This window comes from Magnetospirillum aberrantis SpK (assembly GCF_011022235.1).
GTDB classification, from domain to species: Bacteria; Pseudomonadota; Alphaproteobacteria; order Rhodospirillales; family Magnetospirillaceae; genus Magnetospirillum; species Magnetospirillum aberrantis.
Window position 1 is genome coordinate 199,012 of the sequence record NZ_JAAIYP010000037.1, and the last position, 23,741, is coordinate 222,752.

Here is a 23,741-nt window from a genome sequence, read left to right on the forward strand (position 1 = left end):
AATACATGCGGGTATTTGATGAGGGTCCTGCCCTGGCATGACCCTCGGGGGAGGTGCCCGATGAGTGCGCAGGCTGTCGTTTTGTCCGCCGTTTCGATCCTGGTTGCCTATTCCATTCTCCGCGCGCGTCAGGGGCTGTTGATGGTGTCGGTCATGGCCTATGCCGCCGTGGTCGCCTGGATCATCCATCATGGCATGGAAATGCTGATGTTTGCCCTGGGGGGAGCTATCGGGCTGGGGGTTCTGGGGCTTGGCGTCATGGTCTGGCGGCTGGTTTCGACACAAAATGATTCAGAACGTCACTCTTCGACGGAAGAGAATACAAACAATGACCCGCTCACTGAAAATATAGGGTCATAACCTGATTGCCTTTCGTTCTATGGTAGAGATACTTTTAGTCATTCATGGCTATTTCTTTTGGTTTAGACCATGCTTTCTTCCATGCCGCCGGAATGTCTTGCTTCCCGTGTCGCTCGGTTTGCCCGCCACCGGGAACGGGGCGAATGGGCCAGTTGTCATGCCATCCTGAATGGGCTGCGGCAATGTGCGGAACGCGAAGGGTGTGCCGAGCGACTGTCCTGCACCGAAGCGGCGGGCACCTTGCGGGTGCAGTTGCAGGGGTTGCTGGAAACCCCGTCGGCTTCCCGTTTCGGTGCTGTCTGATTTTAATTTTCCGCCAGGAAGGTCGCCATGTCCGCTCCCCGCTTCCTTCAGGCCATCGCCCTTGACCTCTGTGTTGCCGCCCTGGGCATGGCTATCGTAGCCATTCCCATGGCTGTCATCGGGATCATGTCCTGACGCCGTGGTCTTTGCCGTCGCTGCGGTTCGTGCCATAACCCAAGGTGTGGTGCACGAGAGCGGGGGAGAGAGGGCATGCTGTCACGCCGGAGGTTTTGTGGGGCGTTGACCATGGCCGCGCTGGCGGCACGGGGCGCGGCGGCAGCGGCGGATGAGTTGCGTCTGGGCGCCTTTTTGTCCACCACCGGCACCTATACCATCATGGGCGATCCCGAACGCAAGGCGCTCGATATGATGGTGGAACGCACCAATGCCGAAGGCGGCGTGCTGGGGCGCCCCTTGCGTCTGATCTGGTATGACGACGCCTCCGAGCCGGACCGGGCCATGAGCGCGGTCAAGCGGTTGATCGACAACGACGGAGCCCACCTGCTGATCGGCGGATCGGGAACCCCCACCAGCATGGCGGTGCTGCCGCTGGTCGAACGGGCGGGAATTCCCTATGTGTCGATGGGCGGCGGTGTCGGCATCGTCGAGCCCTTGCGCAAATGGACCTTCAAGGTGCCGCATACCGACCGCATGGGGGCGGAGAAGGTGCTGGCCGACCTTAAGCGCCGTGGGCTGACGCGGTTGGCGTTGCTGTCGGAGAACGTCGGTTTCGGCAGGTCGGGTCGCGATCAGGTTCTGGCCTTGGCGCCGGCCTGGGGCATCCGGGTGGTGGTGGACGAAACCTACGGCCCCAAGGATGCCGACGTCACGCCGCAACTGACCAAGGTGCGGATGGCCTCGGATGTGGACGCCCTGTTCGTGTTCGGCACCGGCCAGGGGCCGGCGGTGGTCACCCGCAACATCCGCCAATTGGGGCTGACCTTGCCGGTTTACCAATCGCACGGAGTGGCGTCCAAGGACTTCCTGCGGCTGGTGGGGGGCGCCGCCGACGGCATGCGCTTGCCGGCCATGGCCTTGACCGTCGCCCGGCAATTGCCCGCCGATGATCGGCAGAAGCCGGTGGCCCTGGCCTTCAAGGCGGCGTACGAGGCCCGGTGGGGGCAGGAGGTGACGCATTTCGCCGGCCATGCCTACGACGCCTTCGCCATCGTCATGGACGCGCTGCGCCGAGCCGGCAGCGCCGATCCGGCGGCGGTGCGCGACGCCATCGAGACGACCAAGGGACTGGTCGGCACCGGTGGCGTCTTCACCATGAGCGCCCAGGATCATCTGGGGCTCGACCTGTCGTCCTTTCATATGGTGGAAATTCAGAATGGCGACTGGGTGCTGGTGGATTAGGCGCGGTTGCGCTTACCATCCATGCTCGTCGTTTCTGGTTCCCTCGACCAAGTTCAGGTCGCGTTCCGACACCAGACAGGTGGTGCCGTCCCCTGACAGCCGTCCGCCCAGCGGTGCCGCCACCGCGTTGACCATGCAGGTCTTGGCACAGGTGTCGGCGCAAATGATCAACTGGTTGTCGAAATTTTCAGTGGCGCCGACATCCACGTATCCGTGCATGGTTTTGATCTCGGCCTCGGTATAGCGGCCGGCGACGGCGCGCGGATAATCGGCCAGCATGCGGTCGCGGTCGATGTCGGAACAGCCGCAATTGGCCACCAACCCCAGGAAACGGCCCATACGGTTCGGGGTCGCCGGCTGGTCGGGCGGCGGCAGGGCGCATGAGGCGAGAAGCAGGACGGCAAGAACGCAGGCAAGGGTGCGCAAGGGCATGGTCAGCCTCCTGTGCCGGTCAATAGGGGCAATCCTTGCGGCCGCACGGTCCCTGGTTCGGCGCCCGATAGGTGGCACAGCGGGGGCATAGAGCCAGGTCCTGGGCGGTCTGGCTTTGGGTCGGGGCGGAAGGGGGATGCGGCGCGTCGGGCGGTGACGGCCGTCCGGCCCGCAATTCGGCGATCCGTTGCAGGTACTTGAACCCGAACCAGATGATGGCGACGACCACGACGGTCAGCAGGATTTTCGAGAACATGGCCCTATTTTACAGCCCCCAGCGGGCCCAGGCCAGCCGTTCTTCGGCCGCCGCCAGAACGTCGGCGGCCATCTGTCCGCGCGGGAAGAACAGGCGGGCCCACGGTGTTCGCCGTCCGCCCACCGGCCGCAGCCGTACCTTGTCGCCGAACCGTGTCCGCATCACCGTGCGCAAATCGCCCAATCCGTCCACCAGCCCCAGTTCCACCGCCTGACGGCCGGTCCAGATATCGCCGTTGAACAGGGTTTCCTCGGCGGCTTTCAGCCTGGATTCCCGGCGGGTGCGGACCCAATCCTTGAAACCGGCGTGGATGTCGGCCTGAAGCGCCTCAAGCCGCGCCACATCCTCGGGACGTTCAGGCAGGAAAGGGTCGAGCATGCGTTTGCGTTCGCCCTGGGTGTGCACGCGCCGTTCGATACCCAGCCGCCCCAGCGCCTCGGCGAAGCCGAACCCGGCCGAGACCACGCCGATGGAACCGACGATCGAGGCCGCGTCGGCGTAGACCTCGTCCGCCGCCAATGCCAGCCAATATCCGCCCGAGGCGGCCACGTCCTCGACGAAGGCGAAGACCGGGACCTTGCGCTCGGCGGCGTGGTCGCGAATGCGTCGTGCGATCAGTGCGCTTTGCACCGGCGACCCGCCCGGCGAGTTGACCGCGAGCGCCACCGCCGCCAGCCGGCGTGGAGCGAAGGCGGTCTTGAGCGTGCCGGCCAGGGCGGCAAGGTTCAGCCCGCCGCGCCCCAATCCGCCGCCGGCGCTGATCACCCCGGACAGGCGGACCACCGTAACCACGGGGGCGGGACGGATGACGCCACTGACGGCGTCGGCAAGAAATCGAGGAATCGTCATGCCTTTCACCATAGGGCCTTGGCCGGCGCTTCGATAGTGAATTAGGTTAATATCATATGCTAATGTATGTAGGGCATGTCACTGATGCCGTCGCCTTCCCCAACCAACAAGGAAAATCCCATGCGGAAACTGTCCCACGCCGCCCTTGTCGCCCTTGCTCTGGGCGTTGCCTCCGTCCCGTCGGCCATGGCCGCCGACATGCCGTCCTCGCCCACCGCCCAGGTGAAAAGCGGGCTTTACGTCACCGCCAAGGAAGCCGCGCAATTGATGGCGGACGACAAGGGCACGGTGCTGGTGGACGTGCGCGATCCGGTCGAGATCATGTTCACGGGCTATGCCCCGGCCACCGCCGTCCATGTGCCTTACCAGACCGCGGACCGGACCCGCTTCAACGCGGAAAAAGGGGTTTTCCTGATGGAGAAGAACCCGGCCTTCGCCGATCAGGTCGAGGCCAAGCTGACGGCCCTGGGTGCCGACAAGGAAAAGACCAAGGTGGTCTTCATGTGCCGCTCGGGCAGCACCCGCTCGGCCCCGGCCGCCGACCAGCTTTTCGCGCGCGGCTGGAAGAACGCCTACACCATGGTTGACGGTTTCGAAGGGGAAACCCGTAAGGACGGGCCGTCCAAGGGCGTGCGCGACGTGGACGGCTGGCGCAATTCCGGCCTGCCGTGGGGGTACAAGCTCGATCCCAAGGTCATGGCGCCGAACTGACCAGCGGCAGGTCGGCGCCAAGGCGCAAGACTGCGTCGGCCGGCGCGGTGTAGGTGCCGTCGTCGTGGTGCAGCACCAGACCGGGCAACAGGGCAAGCGGCGTCTTTGCATCCTTGCGGGCCGTCACCACGACGCGGGTGGCGGCCTTGCCGGCCTTGGGCCATAACGGCAACACGCGGATGCCGCCGACCTTGAGCGGAGAAAGCGCCGCCAGGATGTCGCCCAGCCGGTCGGCGCGGTGGACCACCCACAACCGCCCCTTGGGCCTGAGGAAGCGAATCGCCTGGATCAGCCATTCGCTCAGGCTCACCTCTTCCATGTGGCCGATGGCCTTGGTCTCGGCGCTGGGCGGCTGGATGGTGCCGGGCTCGTACCACGGCGGGTTGGTGATCACATGGTCGAAATGGTGCAGGGGAACGGCGGCCGGTGGCCGGGTGACGCAGCCTTCGACCACGGTCAGGCGGTCTTCCAATCCGTTGGCGCGGGCGTTGACGCGAGCGAGCTCCGCCAAGGGGGGTTGAAGTTCCAGGCCGGTGACTTCGACATCCGCCAACCGTGCCAACAGGCACAGCGAGGCGGTGCCGACACCACAGCCCAGGTCCAGCACCCGTTGCCCGCGTTTCGCCGTCACCGCGGCGGCCAGAAACAAGGGGTCCGAACCGGCGCGATACCCGTTCTCCGGTTGCCGCACCACAAGCCGGCCGCCCAGAAAGTGGTCTTCGGTGGTGGCGAACGGGGCGGGGGTGGTCATGTCGAGTCCTGGAAACTGGTTGCAAGCGCCGATGTAAGCTTGACCGACTTTCCATGGCAACACTATGTTCGTGCGCGCGGATGGGGGACTTCCGCGATCAAGGAGTGGGATATCGTGGCGATTGCGGCCAATCTGCGAAAAGAACCGGGCGAAAAGGCGAAAAGCTTCGACTCACTGGTGGCTTTGGTCCAGGACGACCTGGAGAAGGTCAACCGCCAGATCGTCGAGCGGATGCACAGCCCGGTCGACCTCATTCCTCAACTTGCCGGTCATATCATCGCCGCCGGCGGCAAGCGTCTGCGCCCGGTGCTGACCCTGGCTTCGGCCCGTCTCGCCGGTCACCAGGGCGAACGCCACGTCAAGCTGGCGGCTTGTGTCGAGTTCATCCACACCGCCACCTTGCTGCATGACGACGTGGTCGACGAATCCGAATTGCGGCGTGGTCAGGCTTCGGCCAACGCCTTGTTCGGCAACAAACCCAGCGTCCTGGTGGGCGACTTCCTGTTTTCGCGTTCGTTCGAACTGATGGTCGAGGACGGCTCGTTGCCGGTGCTGGCCATCCTGTCGCGCGCTTCGTCCATCATTTCCGAGGGCGAGGTGTTGCAACTGATCACCGCCAACGACACAGAAACCACCGAGGAAGCCTATCTCGAAGTCATCCGTTCCAAGACCGCCGCGCTGTTCGCCGCCGCCTGCCGCATCGGCGCGGTGGTGGCCGACCGTCCCCAGGCGGACGAGGAGGCGCTGGATTCCTATGGTCTCAACCTGGGCATCGCCTTCCAGTTGATCGACGACGTCCTGGATTATTCCGCCAAGCAGGCGGTGCTGGGCAAGACGGTGGGCGACGATTTCCGTGAAGGCAAGATCACCTTGCCGATCATCCTGGCCTTCCGTCGCGGCGACGACGAGGAACGCGAGTTCTGGCGCCGCACGGTGGAACGTCTGGAGCAGCAGGATGGCGACCTGGAGCATGCTTTCCACCTGATGGAAAAGCATGGCACGCTGAACGACACCATCGCGCGGGCCCGCGAATACGGCGATCTGGCGGTGGCCGCTCTCGACGTGTTCCCCGACAGCCCGCTGAAGCAGGCGATGGCCGACGTCGTCGATTTCTGTATCGAACGCGCCTACTGATCGTTACGGATCGCTGTCCACGCTTTCCCGGAACTTCCGCCAATCGGCCGTGGTGGCCTCGGCCATGCTCAGGGCGGCGTCGTGCAGCCAGCCCATGGGCAGCGCCGCCAGCCAATCCTCGATGTCGTGACGGCCGGCCTGGCCGCGATGGATGTTGGCGACCTCCCATCCCATCCAACGGATCAGCGCCTCGGCCTGGACGTGGCCGCGCAGTTGCTCGACCACCACCTTGTGGTTTTCCGGGCTGAGACGGCGGATCACCCAATCCTCGGTCAGGGTCAGCCATGGATCGGGCGAGCGGAAGGCGGCGGCCAGGATCATGCGGTAATCCAGCGTGGCCGGGCCCAGGGCGTCGTCGCCCTGGTGCCAGCGTCCGGCTGACGGCAGGGCGCGCTTGCCTTCACGCGCCACCGGTCCACCCCGCCATTGCCCCAAGGCCACCGCGCGCGGCCGGCCCAACGATCCCTTGCCGGCGGTGCCGCGGTTCAGGAACTCCTCGACCGGGACGCCTTCGGGCATGTGCTCGGCCAGCAATTCCCGCAGGTCGTCGAGGCCGTGTGCCGCGACAAGGTCGCTGAATTCCTTACGCCAATAAAGGGCGGTTTCGGACCAGTGCGGGGTGGAGGCCGGCAACAGCCACGCCGCCTCGCCTTCCAGGATCACCGGCCGTCCGGCCGGTTTGACCAGATTGGCGTTATAGCCTTCCAGCAACGAGGCGCAGGCGACACGGCGGTCCAGCTTCAGGTGACCCTCGTCGATGGACAACAGAACCGAGGTCGCCAACCGCACCAGATCCATGGTGACGGGAAAGGGATAAGCCTCGTCGAAATCGTTGATGCCCCACACCATGCGCCCTTCGGCATCGCGCCAGGTGCCGAAATTTTCCAGGTGCAGGTCGCCCACCGACAGGATTTTCGGTGCCTGACGGACCGGCTGCGGCATCAACTCGTCCCACCGCACCAGCCACCAATAGAAGGTTCCGCGCAAGAAGGCGAAGGGGTCGGCGCTCAGGGCCCGGCGACGATGGACGACGCCGGCCGGGTCGAGGGGAAAGCGTGTTCCCATCCATTCCAGATAGGACCGGGTGGCGTCGGCGAAGCTGGCGGCCATGGGCACATGTCCTCCTGTTTATATTCTTTGGACCGGTTTTATTCTTTGAGGGAAGAGGATGACATGGGTTCGCCTTTTCGTCATCCCTTGCCGGTGGGAATAGGGCGAACGCGTCGTGTTCATCTTGAATCTGTGCCCACTCACGCTAAATTAGAGCAGTCATAAACCAATTCCTGGATTTCCATTCCCATGTTCAACCGTCTGTTCGGCCGGTCCCCGGAATCCGAAGACACCCGCGTCAGCATCGTTCCCGCCTACGACGTCAAACGCTGGATGGAAGCGGGGGAGGTGGTTCTGATCGACGTGCGCGAGGCGGTGGAATATCGGGCCGAGGCGATCCCCGGCGCCATCAACATGCCGCTGTCGTCGTTCGATCCGGCCGAATTGCCGCCAATTCCCGAGGGAAAGCGTCTGGTGTTGCATTGCCGTTCCGGCGTGCGCTGCGGCACCGCCGCCGAACGCGCCCTGATGGGCGGTTACAAGGGCGATCTCTATCGTCTCGAAGGCGGGATCTTCGGTTGGAAGGCGGTGGGCGGGCCGACCGTCCAGCCCTGACTCAGCCCGGCGTGGCCGCTTCCAGAGTAAACAGGTCGTCCGGGGTCACCACCAGGTCGAAGGTCAGGCGCAAGCACACCGCCAGCACGATCAAGGCCAAGGCGAGGCGCAGTTGTTCGCCACGCAGCCGGACACCAAAGCGCGCCCCGATCTGTGCGCCGACCACGCCGCCCACCAGCAACGTGACCATCAACACCGCGTCCACCGTCTGGGTGTGCACCGCCTGAAGGAAGGTGACGTTGGCGGTGACGAACAAAATCTGGAACAGCGACGTGCCCACCACCACCGCCGTCGGCATTTCCAGGATGTAAATCATCAACGGCACCATGACGAAGCCGCCGCCGACCCCCATGATCGCCGACAATACGCCGCCGAACATGCCGACCGCCGCCGGCATCAGCACGCTGATGTAAAGCCCGGAACGGGGAAATCGCATCTTGAGCGGCAGTCCCGGCCAGGGATGGCGGTGGCGCTTGCGGGTGGCCGGGCCGCCGCTGCCTCGCTTCAGCGCCATCAGCGATTCCCAGCCCATGGTGACACCGATGAAGCCCAGGAAGACCACGTAGCACAGGGAAATCACCAGATCGATCTGGCCCAGGCTTTTCAGCCAGCCGAACAGGGCCACGCCGATCGTCGAGCCGACCACGCCGCCCACCAGCAGCACCAGCCCCATGCGGAAATCGACGTTCTTGCGCCGCCAATGGGCGATCAGGCCGGAAACCGACGCGCCCACCACCTGGTTGGCGCCGGTGGCCACCGCCACCGCCGGCGGAATGCCCATGAACATCAGCAACGGCGTCAGCAGGAAACCGCCGCCCACGCCGAACAGACCCGACAGAAAGCCGACACCGCCGCCCAGGACCAACAGGGCGTAGACGTCCACCGACAGACCGGCGATGGGAAGATAGATGCTCAAGGGGGTGTGGTTCCCGGAAAAGAGCGGGGTGTGCTTCCAAGACGTTAGCAAACCCGTTCGCGGACGTCTAATCACAAGGTGGCTTGTCCGCAGATGGGGATGGGGCAGGGGGCACCGGCGTTCTAAAATAACAGTCAAGAACAGGTCGGGAGGATGTCATGGAACGCATGGGCGTGCTGTTCGTCGACGACGACGAAAATCTCCTCAACGGCCTTCGCAGGCTGTTGTACGGCGAAACGCGGTGGAACATCATGTTCGCCAACAGCGGTGCCGAGGCGCTGGACATGTTGACCACCAACGAAATCGGCGTGGTGGTCACCGACATCGCCATGCCGGGGATGGACGGCGAGCAACTGATCCTGCGTCTTTATCAGGACCATCCCGACGTCATGCCCATTGTGTTGTCCGGGCATTGGGACGAACGCGCCTCGAACCAGCATCTGGGGCCTTACATCCAGTTCCTGTCCAAGCCGGTGCCGCCGCAGAAACTGCGCGAGGCGTTGGAGACCGCCGCCGGCTACGCCCAGTTGGTGATGCAGTAATCCCGTTGCCTTCTGACTGCCCCAAACGGGAACGGCCCCCCCGGGGTTTCCCCAGGAGGGCCGATGGTGGGCGGTACAAGGATCGAACTTGTGACCCCTTCCATGTCAAGGTAGTGAACCCCTGTAAAATCAAGGGGATGGTGTCACGATTGCCTTCCAGGCGTTCACGCTGTCCTGCGGGTTTCGGGGCGTATCGACACAAGTGCGCGGTCACGTCCCATCGAGTGGTGTAGCAGCGTTTGCCTGGGGATGATGGCGCAGGGCGCGGAGCGCCCGGAGACATCATCCCCAGGCGGCCCCGAATTCGGGGTGGTCATCGTCGATCTTCGGTAGGGTTTGGTTGCGACCTTCAACCGAACCAAGGATCAAGACGATGACCAATGAGATGATGAGCCTTCGTGGCCTGCTGGAAAAGAGCGCAGACGCCGACCTGCTGCGCGAGATGATCGGCTTTGCCGCCGAGCGCCTGTGCGCCGAGATCGACGGCAAGATCGCCACCTTTCTTGAGCGGCCGATCGAGGGCGACTGGCCCTATGTCTGGCTGGATGCCACCTACGTGAAAGTTCGCCAGGACGGCCGCATCGTCAGCGTGGCGGTGACCATCGCGGTCGGCGCCAACACCGCCGGCCGCCGCGAGGTGCTGGGCATGGCCATCGGCCCCAGCGAGGCCGAGACCTTCTGGACTGACTTCCTGCGCAAGCTGGCCCGCCGTGGCCTGCGCGGCGTCAAGCTGGTGGTGTCCGACGCCCACGAGGGACTGAAGGCCACCATCGACAAGGTGCTCAACGCCACCTGGCAACGCTGCCGCGTCCATTTCATGCGCAACGTCCTGGCCCATGCCGGGAAGCAGGGGCGCCGCGTCGTCTCCGCCTTCATCGGCACCGCCTTTGCCCAGGAAACCGCCACCGCCGCCCATGCCCAATGGCGACAGGTCGCCGACCAGCTTCGCCCGAGGGCGCGCAAACTGGCGGACCTGATGGACGAAGCCGAGATGGATGTCCTTGCATACATGGACTTCCCGCAACCCCACCGCACCAAGTTGCACTCGACCAATCCCATCGAGCGCCTCAACGGCGAGATCAAACGCCGCACCGAGGTCGTCGGCATCTTCCCCAACAAAGCAGCCATCACCCGCCTGATCGGCGCCATCCTCTTGGAGCAGAACGACGAATGGGCCGTCCAACGAGCCCGCTACATGACCCTGGAACCCGTCGCCCCCTTGGGTGATGATCCGCTGACAAGCCTGCCGCCCGTCGCGGCAGCCTGATCAAACCGGCCAAGCCTGCCGGAGATCAAACGGCGACTGCGCTGTTACACCAATCCCTGGGACACGATCCAACTGATTCATCGGACTCAAGAACCTTCCGGACGGGCTCTAAGAATGCTGGCTTCGACCTCAGGGGCAAGAAATATACGAACTTACGTCATGTAAATTAGTGTTCCGCAAAAGTTCCGCGTGTCTGCGAGCGTTTCGGTTGGCTCGCGCGCCAGCATTCTATATGTTGTTGGCCCTGCGCAGGAAACGCGCCCGTGATCTGCACGCGCTAGCTTTGAAAGTGCGATCTGCGGTGAAGCGGACTGATACACAAACTGTACACAGCGCGTTTCTGCGGCTGTAATTGGTTGAAAAACAATGGAAAATAGCTCCAGAGTTTATCTGTACGACACCACCTTGCGCGATGGCGCCCAGACCCAAGGTGTGGACTTTTCCGCCGCCGACAAGGCGCGAATTGCTCGTGCGCTTGACGCGTTGGGATTGGATTATATCGAGGGCGGCTGGCCGGGGGCCAATCCCACCGATGATTCCTTTTTCTCCAATCCCCCTGATCTGGGACAGGCCCGGCTGGCCGCCTTCGGCATGACCCGTCGTGCCGGCCGTTCGGCCAACAACGATCCCGGCCTGAACGCGCTGTTCGCCCATGACGCCGTTTCGGTGGTGACCATGGTCGGCAAGTCATGGGATTTCCAGGTTACGGTGGCCTTGGGCATCGAACTGGACGAAAACCTGCGCATGATCGGTGATTCGGTCGCTCATGCCCGCACCCGTGTGTCCGAGGTCATGCTGGACGCCGAACATTTCTTCGACGGTTACAAGGCCAACCCGCAATATGCCCTGGCCGCCCTGCGGGCCGCGCTGGACAACGGCGCACGCTGGGCGGTGCTGTGCGACACCAACGGCGGCTCGCTGCCGCATGAGGTCGAGCGTATCGTGTCCGAGGTGGTGGCCGCCGGTATTTCCGGTGACCGGCTGGGGGTGCATTGCCACAACGACACCGATTCGGCGGTGGCCAACTCGCTGGCGGCGGTCAAGGCCGGCGTGCGTCAGGTTCAAGGCACCATCAATGGCCTGGGCGAACGCTGCGGCAACGCCAATCTGGTGTCGATCATTCCCAATCTGATGCTGAAAATGGGGTTCGAGACCGGCATCTCGGAAGAGGGGTTGAAGCATCTGGTGGCGGTCAGCCGAACCCTGGACGAAGTTCTGGACCGCAAGCCCAACCGCAGCCAGCCCTATGTCGGCGCTTCGGCCTTCGCCCACAAGGGCGGTTTGCATGTGTCGGCGGTCGCCAAGGACCCGGCGTGTTACGAGCACGTCGATCCCGCTCGTGTCGGCAACGCCCGCCAGATCGTGGTGTCGGATCAGGCCGGACGGTCGAACATCGTCGCCCGCATGGCCGATCTGGGGATCGAGATCGAAAGCGTCAAACGCGACGCGCTGGTCCGTGTGGTCGAAGCCATGCAGGTGGATTTCGACCCGCACGAGGTGGCCGATCTGGTCGATCTGATCAAGCGTCTCGAGCACGAGGGCTACGCCTACGACACCGCCGCCGCCAGTTTCGAGTTGCTGGTGCGACGCGCCCTGGGGCAGGTGCCGGATTATTTCACTTTGGAACGTTATCGCGTCATCGACGAGCGCCGCCGCAACGCCAAGGGCGATTGGGTGACGCTGTCGGAAGCCACCGTCAAGGTCGAGGTGGATGGCCGCGAGTTCATGCAGGTGGGCGAGGGCAACGGTCCGGTCCACGCTTTCGACGTGGCCTTGCGCGCCGTGCTGATGGGGGCTTATCCCGAATTGGCCGGGCTGGAACTGGCCGATTATCGCGTGCGCATCGTCGAAAGCACGGCCGGCACCGGGGCCAAGACCCGCGTCACCATCGAAAGCACCGACGGCCAGGGGCATCGTTGGACCACGGTGGGCGTGCACACCAACGTCCTGGAGGCCTCGCTCGAGGCGCTTCAGGACTCCATCGCCTACATGCTGTTCCGCTTTCGCGAAATTCGCTGAGACAGGACCTTCAGTCGGAATCCCAATTGGGGCCGTCCTGGTCCTCCCACCATCCCGGATGGGGGGCGGGGCAGGAATCGCGACGGGTGCGGAACTCGTCACGGCGGGTCTTGCTGGCGCTGGCGTATTCGTTCGCGCCCGATTGGCCGTCCCAATAAGCCGCCACCCGTTCCTCGGCCCGTTGGGCCAAGTCGAAGACGTGCCACGGCAGCATCATGTAATGTACCGAATCGGGATCGGCGATCTCGGGCGAGCGTTCGAACCAGTCCAGGGCGCCGCGCGGCGGCGGCGGCGCGGGAGGCAAGCTCTCGGCCAAATCCTGATAAAGCGCCGCCAACAAGGCGAAGGTTTCGGCGGTGGCCAGATTGCACGATACGGTGAAGGCTTCGGCCAGTTCCCCATAACGCTCCGCCGACCGTTCCGCCACCGCGCGGGCGATGGCGAGAAGGTCGGCGGAGGTTAGGGCTGGCCCGGATGTGTTGGTCATGTCCGGGCCGTGATCCCTAGAGGGCGAACTGGGCGTCCAGGTCGGCCACGGTCTTGCCGGTGCCGGTCACCGGCTTGTACGACCGGCGATCACCCTTGTACAGGACGCCGATATTGTAGCCGTCGTCCTGCAACAGCCGCTTGGCCGCCTCGGAAGCGTCGGTGGCCGGGGCGGTTTCCGTCTTGCGGACCACGTTCTTCCAGTCGCGCTGTTCCTCGCGGAAGGTGACGCAGGGGCTCATCACCGCGATGAACGAGAAGCCGGGATGGCGGATGCCCTCGGCGATCAGCGCGGCGGTGCCGTTGGGGTCGCCGGCGAAGGCGCGGGCCACGAAGTTCGCCCCGGCCGACAGCGCGATGGCCAGCGGGTTGAACGGCGTCAGGCCGGTGCCGCCGGGCGGAGCCATGGCGGAAGCGTCCCAGTCAGCCTCGGTGGTGGGCGAGGGCTGGCCCTTGGTCATGCCGTAGACGCGGTTGTCCATGACCACATAGGTCATGTCCACGTTGCGGCGGCATGAATGCAGGAAGTGGTTGCCGCCGATCGAGAAGCCGTCGCCATCGCCGCCGGCGACCAGGACGGTCAGGTCGGGACGGGCCAGCTTCAGGCCGGTGGCCACCACCAGCGAACGGCCGTGGATGGTGTGGAAGCCGTAGCAATTGGTGTAGGCCGGAATGCGCGACGAGCAGCCGATACCCGAAATCACCGCGGTATTGTGCGGCTCAAGGTTCAGGTCGGCGAACGCCTTGGTGATGGAGGACAGCACGGCGTAGTCGCCGCAGCCCGGGCACCAGACCGGCTTGACCTCGGACTTGTAGTCCTTGGCGGTGTAGGTGATAGCGGTGCACTCGGTCATGGCTTACTTCCCTCCCATGGCAAGAAGGCGCGAATGGATTTCGTGCGGGCGGAAGGGCAGCGGGCCGGCACGGTTGAGCAATTGGGTTTCCGGCAGGTCGTATTCAGCCCGCAGGTACTTGTGGAACTGTCCGGTCTGGGACATTTCCACCACCAGGGCCTTCTTGACGCCGGCCAGAGCCTTGCCCATGGCCTCGGGGCGGGAAGGTGCCAAAAGACGCAGAGAAATCAGCTTGGCCTTGATGCCGTCGGCACGGGCCCGTTCGACCGCCTCGCGGGCGGCGCCGGTGCTCGAACCCCAGGTGATGACGGCAAGTTCGCCTTCACCTTCGACGGTGGCCCAATGGTCGCCGTATTCGTGGCCGGTCAGCTTGCGCAGACGCTTGTCGGTTTGGGCGAAGTGGTCGCCCGCCTGCGACGACGGCAGACCGGTCTCGGTGTGCTCCAGACCGTCGGCGGTATACTGGCACCCCGGGGTGCCGGGCACCGGCATGGGCGATACGCCGGTGTTGGTCAGGGCGTAACGCTTGAACGTCTCGCCCTCGGCCGGGCTTTGCGCGATCGAGCGCTTGCCGGTGAAGGCCACGTCGGCCGGGGCCGGGATGATGCCGCGGCTTTGGCCCAGGGACTGTTCCGACAGGACGATGCACGGCGCCTGAAGGGTTTCCGCCAAATTCACCGCCCATTGGGTGGTGAAGATGCAGTCGCCGATCGAGTTGGGCGCCACCACCAGATGGGGGGCGTCGCCATGCATGCCGTAAAGGGCGATGTTCAGGTCGGACTGTTCCGACTTGGTGGGGATGCCGGTGCTGGGGCCGCCGCGCTGGACGTCGACCACCACCACCGGGGTTTCGGACGCCAGCGACATGCCCAGCGCCTCGGTCATCAGCGCCAGGCCGGGACCGGAGGTGGCGGTGATGGACGGCGCGCCGCCGAACGAGGCGCCGACACACATGTTGATGGAGGCCAATTCGTCCTCGGCCTGGACGAAGGTGCCGCCGATCTTCGGCAACGCACCGGTCAGCCATTCCAGGATTTCAGTGGCCGGAGTGATGGGATAGGCGGCGCAGAAGGTGACACCGCCGCGCACGGCGCCAAGGCCGGCGCCTTCGTTGCCGGTGATGGACCAGCGCAGGGGCTTGTCGGAAACCGGGGGCAAACGCTTGGTGGTTCCCATGGAACCGGCCGCCTCGGCACCCTTCTTGACCGCGGCGACGGACGCTTCATAGGCGTCGGCGCGCTTCTTCTTGAGCGACTTGCCCAGAACCTCGGTCACGGTGTCGATGGGCAGGCCGATCAATTGGCAGATGGCGCCCAGGGCGATCATGTTGGGACGGCCGCCGGGAATTTCCTTGGCCAGATCCTTCATGGGCAATTCGACGATGCGGGCACCGGATTTGGCCATCACCTCGGGAACGTCGCCCTGAGTCGGGTCGGTGATGATGACGCATTTGGCGTCGAGCGGCAGCTCGGCGGCGAAGCGGTGCACGTTCTGCCAGTCGATGGCCAACAGAATCTCGGTGGTGTCGTCCACCGAGGTGACCGGTTCCGAGCTCAGCCGCACCAGGGCCGCGGCTTCGCCGCCACGGATCTGCGGACCGGCGGAACGGCCGAACAACGCGTAATAGCCAGCGTCTGCGGCGGCGTCCAACAACATGTTGGCGGCGGTCATCACGCCGGCACCGCCACTGCCGCACATGGCAATGGAAACGGAACAGGAAGCACCAGCACTTCTGGTCATGTCTTCATACCCCCGAAAGGCCCACGTCGGATGGGCCCAGCCATAGTTTGACCTCTCAACGATCGGGCGCGCGCCGCGAGTTCCTCGTCTGTCGCAGACCCTAGGGACCGGCGGGCGAAGACAGGCGCCCAACACCGGAGAGCAGGATCATACCCGTGCCTTCGGGCAGGTGCACGCGCGAAATGTTGATGCCCTGAGTATGGGGTGCCGCGACATTTCATTAAAAGGTGAATTGTCATTGTCAAGGCGGGGTCGCGGGGGCTATACGCAAAGCAGTTGGGTTGCCATCCGGGCTGCCCGATGGGGGAAATCGAGAGAGGTAGAACCATGTCTCTGAAGATCACCGACGATTGCACCAGCTGCGATGCGTGCGTTTCCGTCTGCCCGAACCAGGCCATTTCGGCCGGTGACGTGATCTATGTGATCGACGCCAACCGTTGCTCCGAGTGCGTCGGCGCCGAGGATAGCCCCCAGTGCCAGTTGGTCTGCCCGGCTGACTGCATCGTCGCGGGTCTGGCGGAAAGCCAGGACGCGCTGATGGCCAAGTACAAGGCGCTGCACGCCTGATCCCAGGCTACGCCTTCGGCCACGCGGTCGATTGATGTGAAAACCCCTGGCGCGGTCGCTGCGCCAGGGGTTTTTCGTTGTCTGGAAACAAGGGGAAGGGAGGGAGCTCGGCCCCCCGAAACTCCCTCCCTTTTCCCGCCTCACGGGGGTGTCCTGTCGGAGATGGAGGCGGGAACGTGTTCCGTGGCGGCGTGTCCCTGGGCTCAGGCCGCACAGGGGTGCGCGCAGCGGGCGGCATAGGTGTCGGTGTCGCTGCCGCGCAGGTGCGACACCAGAAAGCACACCAGATTGAGCAGCAGCATGGCTGATATGTCGGAACCGCCAGCCAAGGATTGGGCGAGGTAATCAAGCACCTCGGTCATGCGGCGGTGTTCGCCCTCGTGCTGGATGCGCAGGTCATCTGGATGGCTGGCCAACAACCGGGACTCGATTTCGAACTGCATGGCGAATTGCTGACGCAACAGCGGCAGCATGAATGCCGCCACCCGCCGGTTGTCCTCGGGCGTGTCGACTTCGTTCAACTGGTTGATGGCTTCGATGGTCAGGCCGTGGCCGTTGTCGATGGCATCTATGCCAAGCGTGAAATGTTCGTTCCAGGAGATCAGCATGTTTTCCGTCCAGGCGGTGGCGTTGCCGTGGTGCGGGGAAAATGCTTCCTGAGGGCGCTGTGCGCAATCGGGTGTAAACCGGAGATAACTTACTTTTAGAGTTTTTACTATGTACTTATATTAACGCATGGGTTCTTTACCTTATGGCTTTCGTCATAAGTACAGTTCGCCTCACTCTTGAGCGGTTCTAGTGAAAGGGTGTATTGCCGCCCGCTGTCGTCATGAATGACGGGCGGTGGTGGAGGGGAGACGGAAAGGCTTGTCGCCTCTTGCCCGGTGCGGGCGGCGGTTTGGGCCTCGGCGACCAGTTCGTCCCCCGGCCAGCGGCCGGGGGTGGCACCGATGCGGATCAGATCCAACTGCGCGTCGTTGGCCAACTCAGCACACGCGCACGTTCTTGAACTGCCACGGGTCGTCGTGGTCCAGATCCTCGGGGAACAACTGGCCGCGGCCGGCAAGTGGCGTCCAATCGGTGTAGGCGCCGACCACCGGCCCCAGATAGGGGGTGGCGATCTCCAGGATGCGCTGGAAGTCCACGTCCTCGGGTTCGACCATGCCGCGCTGGGGGTTTTCCAGCGCCCACACCATGCCGCCCAGCACCGAGGCGGTGACCTGAAGGCTGGTGGCGGTGTTGTGCGGCGCGAGATCGCGGGCCTCGTCGATGGACAATTGCGAACCGAACCAATAGGCGCCCTTGTCGTGTCCGGCCAGCAACACGCCCAATTCGTCGATGCCGTCCACGATCTCGCGGCCCATCAGGCGGATTTCGGGCTGTATTTCCCAATTCTTGCCGGCCAGTTCGTGCAGCGAGGTCACCGCGTCGTCGCACGGGTGATAGGCGTAATGCACGGTCGGGCGATACCGCACGTCGTCGCCATCGCGCACCGTGTAGAAATCGGCGGTCGAGATGGATTCCGAATGGGTGATGAGGAAGCCGTGGAAGTTCCCTTCACGGGGGGTCCAGGTGCGGACGCGGGTGCTGGCGCCGGGACGCATCAGATAGATGGCGGCGTCGCAGCCGAAATCGTGGCGCTGGGCGTCGTCGGGCCAATGGCGTTCGTGGGTGCCCCAGCCCAATTCGGCCGGCTGGCAACCTTCACCGACGAAGCCGTCGATGGACCAGGTGTTGACGAATTCGCCGACCTTTTTCGGAACGTTGGCCACCTGGGTGTCGCGTTCGGCCACATGTATGGTCTTGACGCCCAAGCGTTCGGCCAGTTCCGCCCATTCCTCGCGGGTTTCCGGCTCGTCCACGTCCAGGCCGGAATCGCGGGCGATGTCCAACAAGCCCTGTTTGATGAAATGGCTGACCAATCCGGGATTGGCGCCATGGGTCAGCACCGCCGTCGGCTTGCGGGGGCCACCCTTGGCCCTGAGCTTGAGCGCCTGTTCGCGCAAGGCGTAATTGGAGCGCAGGGACGGCGACAGCGACGGGTCGGTATAGCCGCCGGCCCACGGTTCGATGCAGGTGTCGAGGTAAAGCGCCCCGCGTTCCCAGCACAATTCGATCAGCGCCAGCGAGGAAACATCCACCGAGACGTTCAACAGGAAGTCGCCGTCGCCCAGCAGGTGGGTCAGGTTCTGACGGTAATTGTCGGGCGTCAGCGGGTTGATGATGAAGCGGATGCCGTATTTCTCGGCCACGTCGCGGCCCCGCTCGTCGGCGGTGATGATGGTGATCCGCGACGGATCCATGTCGAAATGACGCAGGATCAAAGGCAGGCTGCCCTGACCGATGCTGCCGAAGCCGATGATGACCAGCTGGCCGGCAAAGGTGGCGTGCTTGCTCATTTCCTGAAACTCCTCTTCAACGATTCTGACCTCTCGGCCTGTTGTTTGCGCGATGGGGATATGGTGGGCCGCGGCCCGTTGTCTTCAAAAGCATCTTTCCACCGATGCGGATTCGCACCGATGACGGATGAAAGGCTTATGGTTTGAAACGCTTGTGGCGCATGGCCGGAACCTCCTCGCGGCGGCGAGACGACGGGGCGCGTCCTCCGGGACATCGGTTCCCAGGAACGCGGCTCGACGGGACGACAGCGGGGGCGGGACGCGAAAAGGCGCGTTCCCCGACTGTCGTCAGATACTGGAAATATTGATGAGGATCGGGTTATTCCCGTGGGTCGTAACGACCATGTCCACCTCCCTTAAGGGGCTGCCGGCCCACCTGACCGACTCTCCACCGAAAAGGACGCGTCCGTCGTTGCTTGACCCCCTGGCCGGAAAATCCTGGCCACCCACTGGCTAAACGGCGAATCGCCGCAAGGGCCATAGGCACGTGCGTTATGCGTCTGACAAGGTATATACCCGCTGTCCTCGTGGGGATCAAGCCCGATTAATGGTAGGCGTTCCCCAGCGACCTACCGGGAATGGGGGCGGGGCAGGTGCGACAGATAGGCCCAGGCGACCGACGCCGCGGCCAGGGCGGTGGTTTCGGCGTGGTCGAAAGGCGGTGCCACCTCGACCACGTCCATGCCGCGCCAGTCCATTCCGTCCAGCCGGTTCAAGATGCCCATGGCCTGCCAACTGGCCAGTCCCCCCACCTCGGGCGTGCCGGTGCCGGGGGCGAAGGCGGGGTCCAGGGCGTCGATGTCGAACGACAGATAGGCAGGGCATCCGCCCACCACGGCGCGAATGCGTTCGGCCACCGCCGCCGGGTTGGACAGGTGCACCTGTTCCGCCGTGACGACGGTGACGCCCTTGGCCGGTGCCCATTCGGCCACGGCGTTTTGCACCGGGCTGCGGATGCCGATCTGGATCATGCGGGTGGGATCGACCAGTCCTTCCTCGATCACATGCCACATCACCGAACCATGGGCCAGCACCTGTCCGAAATTGTCGGGCCAGGTGTCCACATGCGCGTCGAAATGCACCAGGGCCAGCGGTTCGCCCACCTTTTTCCGCAAGGCCCGCAACAGCGGCAAGGTGACGGTGTGGTCGCCGCCCAGCGTCACCAGATGGGAAAACGCTGTAGCCTGACGCTCGATCAGCGCCAGCGAGGCGGGGATGTCGCCCAAGGCCACGGCGAAGTCGCCCAGATCGGCGATTCCCATGGCCGAAGGGTCGCGCCAGTTGGCCGGGTTCTCGCCGTCCACCAGCATGCGGCTGGCGGCGCGGATGGCGTTGGGGGCCAGCCGGGCGCCGGGGCGGTTGGTGGTGCCCAGGTCGAACGGAATTCCCGCGACCACCACGGGGGCGTCGGCGTCGCGGTTGGTGGTGCCCAGGAAAGTCGGGGGCAGTGCGAAAGTGGGCGTGGCGGCCATGGAATTGCTTTCGACGACAAAAGACGTTTAACGGGGAAGCCAGCTTTCCAACTCGCGGCGCAGGGCGACCGGCGTGTCGTCCTCGGCCAAGGCGACGTCGCCCCAGGTCAGCGCCTGACCGGCGGGAACGGCGCGCAGCAAGGTCACGTCCTGGGCCAAGGACAGCGGCAGGAAGCCCTGGCGCACCGAATCCTCGGCCGGCATCAGCTTGCCGTATGCGGCGAAACCGCCGGCACCGTCCAGTTCGGTGCCGGCGGCCAGATCGTCCTTGGCCACCGCCACCACGTCGGCGACGAAAGAGTTCGGGCATCCGGTGGGAAGGCCCAACAACGCCACCGAGGCCACCGAGACGCCGGCTTCCATGCCGGCCATGTGATGGGTTCGCCACCGCGCCGCGTAATCGCCGGGGCCGTCGCACGGCAGACCGTATTCGGCAAAGCATTGCATGGCGTATTCCGACGCGGTGCGGAAGGTGACGAAGGCCCCCCAGCGCAGGTCGCCGACGACGGCGCGGCCATCGGGTTCCAGCGACGACACCGCCTCGACCATGCCCATGTCTTCCAGCCGGCCACCGTCCCAATGGGGCTTGAAGATGCGTGCCAGGTCGTGGGCTCCGCACGGTGGCGCCGCAAGCCCCGCCGAAGGGGGGCGCAGGCCGGTGGCGTTGGCGACCGCCGCCAGTTGTTGGGCGGTGCGGGTGCCGTCGATGGCGGCGGTGAACACCCGCGCGCTCATGCCGGCCGCCCTGGCCCGTTCCGGGGTGCTGCCCCAATATTGCCAGACGCTGTCCGGCGTCGCCGTCTGGTATCCCGGAAGCCAGCGCACGCCGCGCCCGGCCGCCGCCACTTCAAGGCCGGCGGTCCGTGCCCAGTCGACCATCTGGCAGATCACCGCCGGCTGGTCGCCGTAAGCCAGGGAATACACCAGCCCTTTTTCCCGTGCCCTGGCGGCCAGGATGGGGCCGGCCAGGCTGTCGGCGGCCAGGTTGACCATCACCACGTGCGCGCCGCGTTCGATGGCGGCCAAGGCATGACGGATGCCGTGGGTGGCCTGGGTGGTGGCCTCGACCACCACGTCCAGGCCGGGATGTTCGAACAGGGCCATCGGGTCGGCGGTGACCCAGGTGCCGCCGCCGGCCAGGGCGTCGGCCAGGGACCGCGCCACCGCCTTGGCCGGCGGCCATTGTGCCAGCGCCAGCGCGGTGGGACCGCGTTCGGGATCGATGTCGGCCAGCGCCGCCACATGGACGCCTTGCATGCGTCGCGCCTGGGACAGGAACAAGGTGCCGAACTTGCCGGCGCCGATTACTCCGACTCGGATCGGCTGGCCGATGGCGTCCCGTTCCTCAAGCAATGCACTCAGGCCCATGGTTTCCTCGAAATCGGCTGACGGCGCCAGCCTATCGCCAAGACACCGGCACGCAAAGGGGGGAACTCAACTTTCGGAAGGCGGTGCGGTAGCGCATTCCGCCGCCAGCCACCGGGCGAAGGCTTCGGCCTCGGCGGTGGGCGGGGTGGCCGGACGCAACAGGGAATAGGTGCCGGTGACCGCTTCCGCCCCGCTCAGCGGACAGCTCAGGCGGCCGGCCTTCAACAGGCGCTTGGCGAAGATCAGCGGCACCATCGCGACCCCCAGCCCGTCCTCGGCCGCTTGCATGGCGACGAAGGTGTGGTCCACGTCCTGGCGTGGCCCCAGGGCGGCGGGCGCCATCCCCTTGGCCCGGCACCAGGACGGCCACAGGTCGGCACGGGCGCGGATATGCAGCACCGGCACGCGGCCCAGGTCGGCCAAGGTCTCCAGATGATGAAGGCGGGCGAATTCGGCGGAACAGACCGGCACGCTCCATTCCGTCATCAGCGGCGTGGCGGTCAGGCCGGCGAAATGGGCCGGATCGCGGCGAACGGCCAGGTCGAAGGGCTGTCGGGTGTCCACCGGGCCGGTGGCGGTTCGCACGTCCACCAAAATGTCAGGATGGGCGAGGCGGAAAGCCGGCAATCGTTGCATCAGCCAATGCATGGCCAGGGTCGGCAGGCAATCCACCACCACCTTGCCGCCGTGGTCATGGTCCAGCACGGTGCCGGCACGGGCGATTTCGGCCAAGGGGGCGGCGACGGCGGCGAAATAGCGGCGGCCTGCCTCGGTCAAGGTGACGCAGCGGTTGGCGCGGACGAACAGGCGGATGCCGAAATATTGTTCGAGCGCGTTGATCTGGCGGCTGACGGCACCGGGGGTGACGCACAATTCCGCCGCCGCCAGGGTGAAGTTCTGGTGACGGGCAGCGGCCTCGAAGGTGCGCAGGGCGTTGAGCGGTGGCAGCTTGTGCATTCGGTTGAGTTTATCTCAACGATTTCCGGCGGCAAACTCGTTTGTCCCTTGTCGTTTGTCCTGTCTAGGCTGCGGTCATGGAAAACGTTGTTCGCCTTCGTCTGCTTTACCTGTCGCGGCTTGCCACCTGCACCGTCGCCATGACCTATGCCGGGGCGTTGCCGTTCCTGCGCCCGGTGTGGGGAATGGACGCGGCCGCTGCCGGATCGGTGCAATCGGCCTATAACCTGGGGGTCGCCCTGGCGTTGTTGGTGGCGTCGTGGCTGGCGGGGCGGGTCGGGGCGCGGCGGGTGTTCCTGGCGTCGTCATGGGCGGCGGCGGTGGCGGCGGTGGCGATGGCGCTGTTCGCGCGGTCGCATGCCAGCGCGCTGGTGCTGGTCGCCCTGGTCGGCGCGACCCAGGGCGGCGCCTACGCGCCAGCCCTGATGCTGGTGGCGGAATTGGCGCCGCCGGCCCGACGCGGCATCGCCATGGGATTTCTGCTGGCCTCGGGCTCGTTCGGCTATTGGCTGTCGGTCAGCGGCGGGTTGGGGATTTCCGCCTGGGCCGATTATCGTTGGGCCTTCGCGTTGTGCGCGGTGGGGCCGCTGATCGGGGCGGTGGCCGGATGGCTGGCCCTGCGTGGGCATCCCGACCGGCCGGGCGGCGGCGCCTCGGCCGCCGGGGCCGGGGTGTGGGCGGCGCTGTTGTCGCCCGCCGCCCTGTTGCTGACCCTTGGCTATGTGGCGCACACCTGGGAATTGCTGGGGCTGTGGACGTGGCTGCCGGCCTTTTTGGCCCATGCCCTGGATGGGGCCGGGCTGGGGGCCGTGGCGTTGGGATTGGTGGTGGCGTCGGCGGTGCATCTGGCCGGCATCGTCGCCACCTTGCTCGCCGGCACCGCCTCGGACCGGCTGGGGCGTCGGGTGGTGCTGATCGGCGCGGCGGCGATGGGCGGGGTGTTGACCGTGGCGACGGGATGGAGCGCGGGGGCGGCGCCGGCCCTGGTGCTGACGCTGGCCGCCGCCGCCAGTTTCGCGGCCTATGCCGATTCCGGGGTGTTGTCGGCGGCCATGACCGAAACGGTGCATCCCCGTCATCTCGGCTCCGTGCTGGCGGTGCGTTCGCTATTGGGGTTCGGTGCCGGCGCGGTGGCACCGGTGGTGTTCGGCGCGGTCCTCGACCATACCGGCCATTGGGGATGGGCGTTCGCCGTGCTGGCGGCGGGCGGGGTGGTGGCCGCCGTCGCCGCCCTGGCCCTGGGAGCTAATGCATTGAAGCATTCAGATGATTCAATGCACCAAGCCTGAGCGGCGCCTGAGCCTGGCTTGTGCCGGAGGCACAGCCGCCAAAGG

Annotated in this window: 23 protein-coding genes and 1 pseudogene; 10 read left to right on the forward strand and 14 right to left on the reverse strand. The window is 65.2% G+C overall.

Translation table 11 applies throughout. From position 1 onward, the window contains the following. Positions 1 to 60: 60 nt before the first annotated feature. Complete coding sequence (locus G4223_RS10790; protein ID WP_163679094.1) at positions 61 to 360, forward strand: hypothetical protein; 300 nt, start codon at positions 61 to 63, stop codon at positions 358 to 360. Positions 361 to 873: 513 nt separating this feature from the next. Continuing rightward, entirely contained in the window at positions 874 to 2,022 is a 1,149-nt protein-coding gene (locus G4223_RS10795) for an ABC transporter substrate-binding protein (protein ID WP_163679097.1), read from the forward strand. Positions 2,023 to 2,034: 12 nt separating this feature from the next. On the opposite strand, the gene G4223_RS10800 is transcribed toward G4223_RS10795, so the two are convergent. From G4223_RS10800 to G4223_RS10810, 3 genes are read right to left on the reverse strand one after another with little or no spacing between them, the layout of a single operon-like run. Further along, positions 2,035 to 2,454, reverse strand: coding sequence for a hypothetical protein (locus tag G4223_RS10800; protein ID WP_163679100.1), 420 nt, complete (start codon positions 2,452 to 2,454; stop codon positions 2,035 to 2,037). 19 nt (positions 2,455 to 2,473) lie between these two features. Then, positions 2,474 to 2,710 (reverse strand): hypothetical protein, encoded by a 237-nt coding sequence (locus G4223_RS10805; protein ID WP_163678627.1) that lies wholly within the window; start codon positions 2,708 to 2,710, stop codon positions 2,474 to 2,476. A 9-nt stretch (positions 2,711 to 2,719) separates the two neighbouring features. Beyond that, the gene (locus G4223_RS10810; RefSeq protein WP_163679103.1) at positions 2,720 to 3,559 is read right to left on the reverse strand and encodes a S49 family peptidase; all 840 of its coding nucleotides are present in this window, start codon (positions 3,557 to 3,559) and stop codon (positions 2,720 to 2,722) included. A gap of 120 nt (positions 3,560 to 3,679) precedes the next feature. Between G4223_RS10810 and G4223_RS10815 the strand changes: the two genes are divergently transcribed. Continuing rightward, positions 3,680 to 4,270 (forward strand): rhodanese-like domain-containing protein, encoded by a 591-nt coding sequence (locus G4223_RS10815; protein ID WP_241004064.1) that lies wholly within the window; start codon positions 3,680 to 3,682, stop codon positions 4,268 to 4,270. Here G4223_RS10815 and G4223_RS10820 read toward each other — a convergent pair. Further along, on the reverse strand, positions 4,254 to 5,021 hold the full coding sequence (locus G4223_RS10820) for a tRNA1(Val) (adenine(37)-N6)-methyltransferase (RefSeq protein WP_163679108.1): 768 nt from the start codon (positions 5,019 to 5,021) through the stop codon (positions 4,254 to 4,256). The genes G4223_RS10815 and G4223_RS10820 overlap by 17 nt on opposite strands. Positions 5,022 to 5,135: 114 nt before the next feature. Here G4223_RS10820 and G4223_RS10825 point away from each other — a divergent pair, with 114 nt between their 5' ends. Beyond that, positions 5,136 to 6,155, forward strand: coding sequence for a polyprenyl synthetase family protein (locus G4223_RS10825; RefSeq protein WP_163679113.1), 1,020 nt, complete (start codon positions 5,136 to 5,138; stop codon positions 6,153 to 6,155). Positions 6,156 to 6,158: 3 nt separating this feature from the next. Here the strand turns inward: G4223_RS10825 and G4223_RS10830 are convergent, their stop codons facing one another. Continuing rightward, complete coding sequence (locus G4223_RS10830) at positions 6,159 to 7,265, reverse strand: DUF2252 family protein (protein WP_163679116.1); 1,107 nt, start codon at positions 7,263 to 7,265, stop codon at positions 6,159 to 6,161. A gap of 189 nt (positions 7,266 to 7,454) precedes the next feature. Between G4223_RS10830 and G4223_RS10835 the strand changes: the two genes are divergently transcribed. After that, positions 7,455 to 7,820: a rhodanese-like domain-containing protein gene (locus tag G4223_RS10835; RefSeq protein WP_163679119.1), complete on the forward strand. Its 366-nt coding sequence runs from the start codon at positions 7,455 to 7,457 to the stop codon at positions 7,818 to 7,820. A 1-nt stretch (position 7,821) separates the two neighbouring features. On the opposite strand, the gene G4223_RS10840 is transcribed toward G4223_RS10835, so the two are convergent. Continuing rightward, entirely contained in the window at positions 7,822 to 8,736 is a 915-nt protein-coding gene (locus G4223_RS10840; RefSeq protein ID WP_163679121.1) for a sulfite exporter TauE/SafE family protein, read from the reverse strand. Positions 8,737 to 8,894: 158 nt separating this feature from the next. Between G4223_RS10840 and G4223_RS10845 the strand changes: the two genes are divergently transcribed. The 3 genes and pseudogenes from G4223_RS10845 to cimA all read left to right on the forward strand — a co-directional run bounded on the left by G4223_RS10845 (position 8,895) and on the right by cimA (position 12,564). Then, the gene (locus tag G4223_RS10845) at positions 8,895 to 9,278 is read left to right on the forward strand and encodes a response regulator (RefSeq protein WP_163679123.1); all 384 of its coding nucleotides are present in this window, start codon (positions 8,895 to 8,897) and stop codon (positions 9,276 to 9,278) included. Between the two features lie 463 nt (positions 9,279 to 9,741). Continuing rightward, positions 9,742 to 10,545 (forward strand): annotated as a pseudogene (locus tag G4223_RS10850) (IS256 family transposase); the annotation flags it as partial. Positions 10,546 to 10,911: 366 nt separating this feature from the next. After that, positions 10,912 to 12,564 (forward strand): citramalate synthase, encoded by a 1,653-nt coding sequence (gene cimA / locus G4223_RS10855; protein ID WP_163679127.1) that lies wholly within the window; start codon positions 10,912 to 10,914, stop codon positions 12,562 to 12,564. 10 nt (positions 12,565 to 12,574) lie between these two features. Here cimA and G4223_RS10860 read toward each other — a convergent pair whose 3' ends face one another. From G4223_RS10860 to G4223_RS10870, 3 genes are read right to left on the reverse strand one after another with little or no spacing between them, the layout of a single operon-like run. After that, positions 12,575 to 13,051 carry a ferritin family protein gene (locus G4223_RS10860; protein ID WP_163679129.1) on the reverse strand — a complete coding sequence of 159 codons (477 nt, stop codon included), beginning with the start codon at positions 13,049 to 13,051 and terminating at the stop codon, positions 12,575 to 12,577. A 16-nt stretch (positions 13,052 to 13,067) separates the two neighbouring features. Further along, positions 13,068 to 13,904, reverse strand: a complete 837-nt coding sequence (locus G4223_RS10865) for a 2-oxoacid:ferredoxin oxidoreductase subunit beta (protein WP_163679131.1) — start codon at positions 13,902 to 13,904, stop codon at positions 13,068 to 13,070. A gap of 3 nt (positions 13,905 to 13,907) precedes the next feature. Further along, positions 13,908 to 15,644: a 2-oxoacid:acceptor oxidoreductase subunit alpha gene (locus G4223_RS10870; RefSeq protein ID WP_163679133.1), complete on the reverse strand. Its 1,737-nt coding sequence runs from the start codon at positions 15,642 to 15,644 to the stop codon at positions 13,908 to 13,910. Between the two features lie 327 nt (positions 15,645 to 15,971). On the opposite strand from G4223_RS10870, the gene G4223_RS10875 reads away from it, so the two are divergent. Next, positions 15,972 to 16,211 (forward strand): YfhL family 4Fe-4S dicluster ferredoxin, encoded by a 240-nt coding sequence (locus tag G4223_RS10875; protein ID WP_163679135.1) that lies wholly within the window; start codon positions 15,972 to 15,974, stop codon positions 16,209 to 16,211. A 203-nt stretch (positions 16,212 to 16,414) separates the two neighbouring features. Here the strand turns inward: G4223_RS10875 and G4223_RS10880 are convergent, their stop codons facing one another. The 5 genes from G4223_RS10880 to G4223_RS10900 form a co-directional block, all read right to left on the reverse strand. Beyond that, the gene (locus G4223_RS10880; RefSeq protein ID WP_163679136.1) at positions 16,415 to 16,819 is read right to left on the reverse strand and encodes a hemerythrin domain-containing protein; all 405 of its coding nucleotides are present in this window, start codon (positions 16,817 to 16,819) and stop codon (positions 16,415 to 16,417) included. A gap of 378 nt (positions 16,820 to 17,197) precedes the next feature. Further along, positions 17,198 to 18,610, reverse strand: coding sequence for a homospermidine synthase (locus G4223_RS10885; RefSeq protein WP_163679138.1), 1,413 nt, complete (start codon positions 18,608 to 18,610; stop codon positions 17,198 to 17,200). Between the two features lie 569 nt (positions 18,611 to 19,179). Then, complete coding sequence (gene speB, locus G4223_RS10890; protein ID WP_163679140.1) at positions 19,180 to 20,082, reverse strand: agmatinase; 903 nt, start codon at positions 20,080 to 20,082, stop codon at positions 19,180 to 19,182. Positions 20,083 to 20,109: 27 nt separating this feature from the next. After that, positions 20,110 to 21,450: an NAD(P)H-dependent oxidoreductase gene (locus G4223_RS10895; RefSeq protein ID WP_163679143.1), complete on the reverse strand. Its 1,341-nt coding sequence runs from the start codon at positions 21,448 to 21,450 to the stop codon at positions 20,110 to 20,112. A 66-nt stretch (positions 21,451 to 21,516) separates the two neighbouring features. After that, entirely contained in the window at positions 21,517 to 22,407 is an 891-nt protein-coding gene (locus G4223_RS10900; RefSeq protein ID WP_163679146.1) for a LysR substrate-binding domain-containing protein, read from the reverse strand. Positions 22,408 to 22,484: 77 nt separating this feature from the next. Between G4223_RS10900 and G4223_RS10905 the strand changes: the two genes are divergently transcribed. After that, positions 22,485 to 23,696 (forward strand): MFS transporter, encoded by a 1,212-nt coding sequence (locus G4223_RS10905; RefSeq protein WP_163679149.1) that lies wholly within the window; start codon positions 22,485 to 22,487, stop codon positions 23,694 to 23,696. Positions 23,697 to 23,741: the final 45 nt, after the last annotated feature.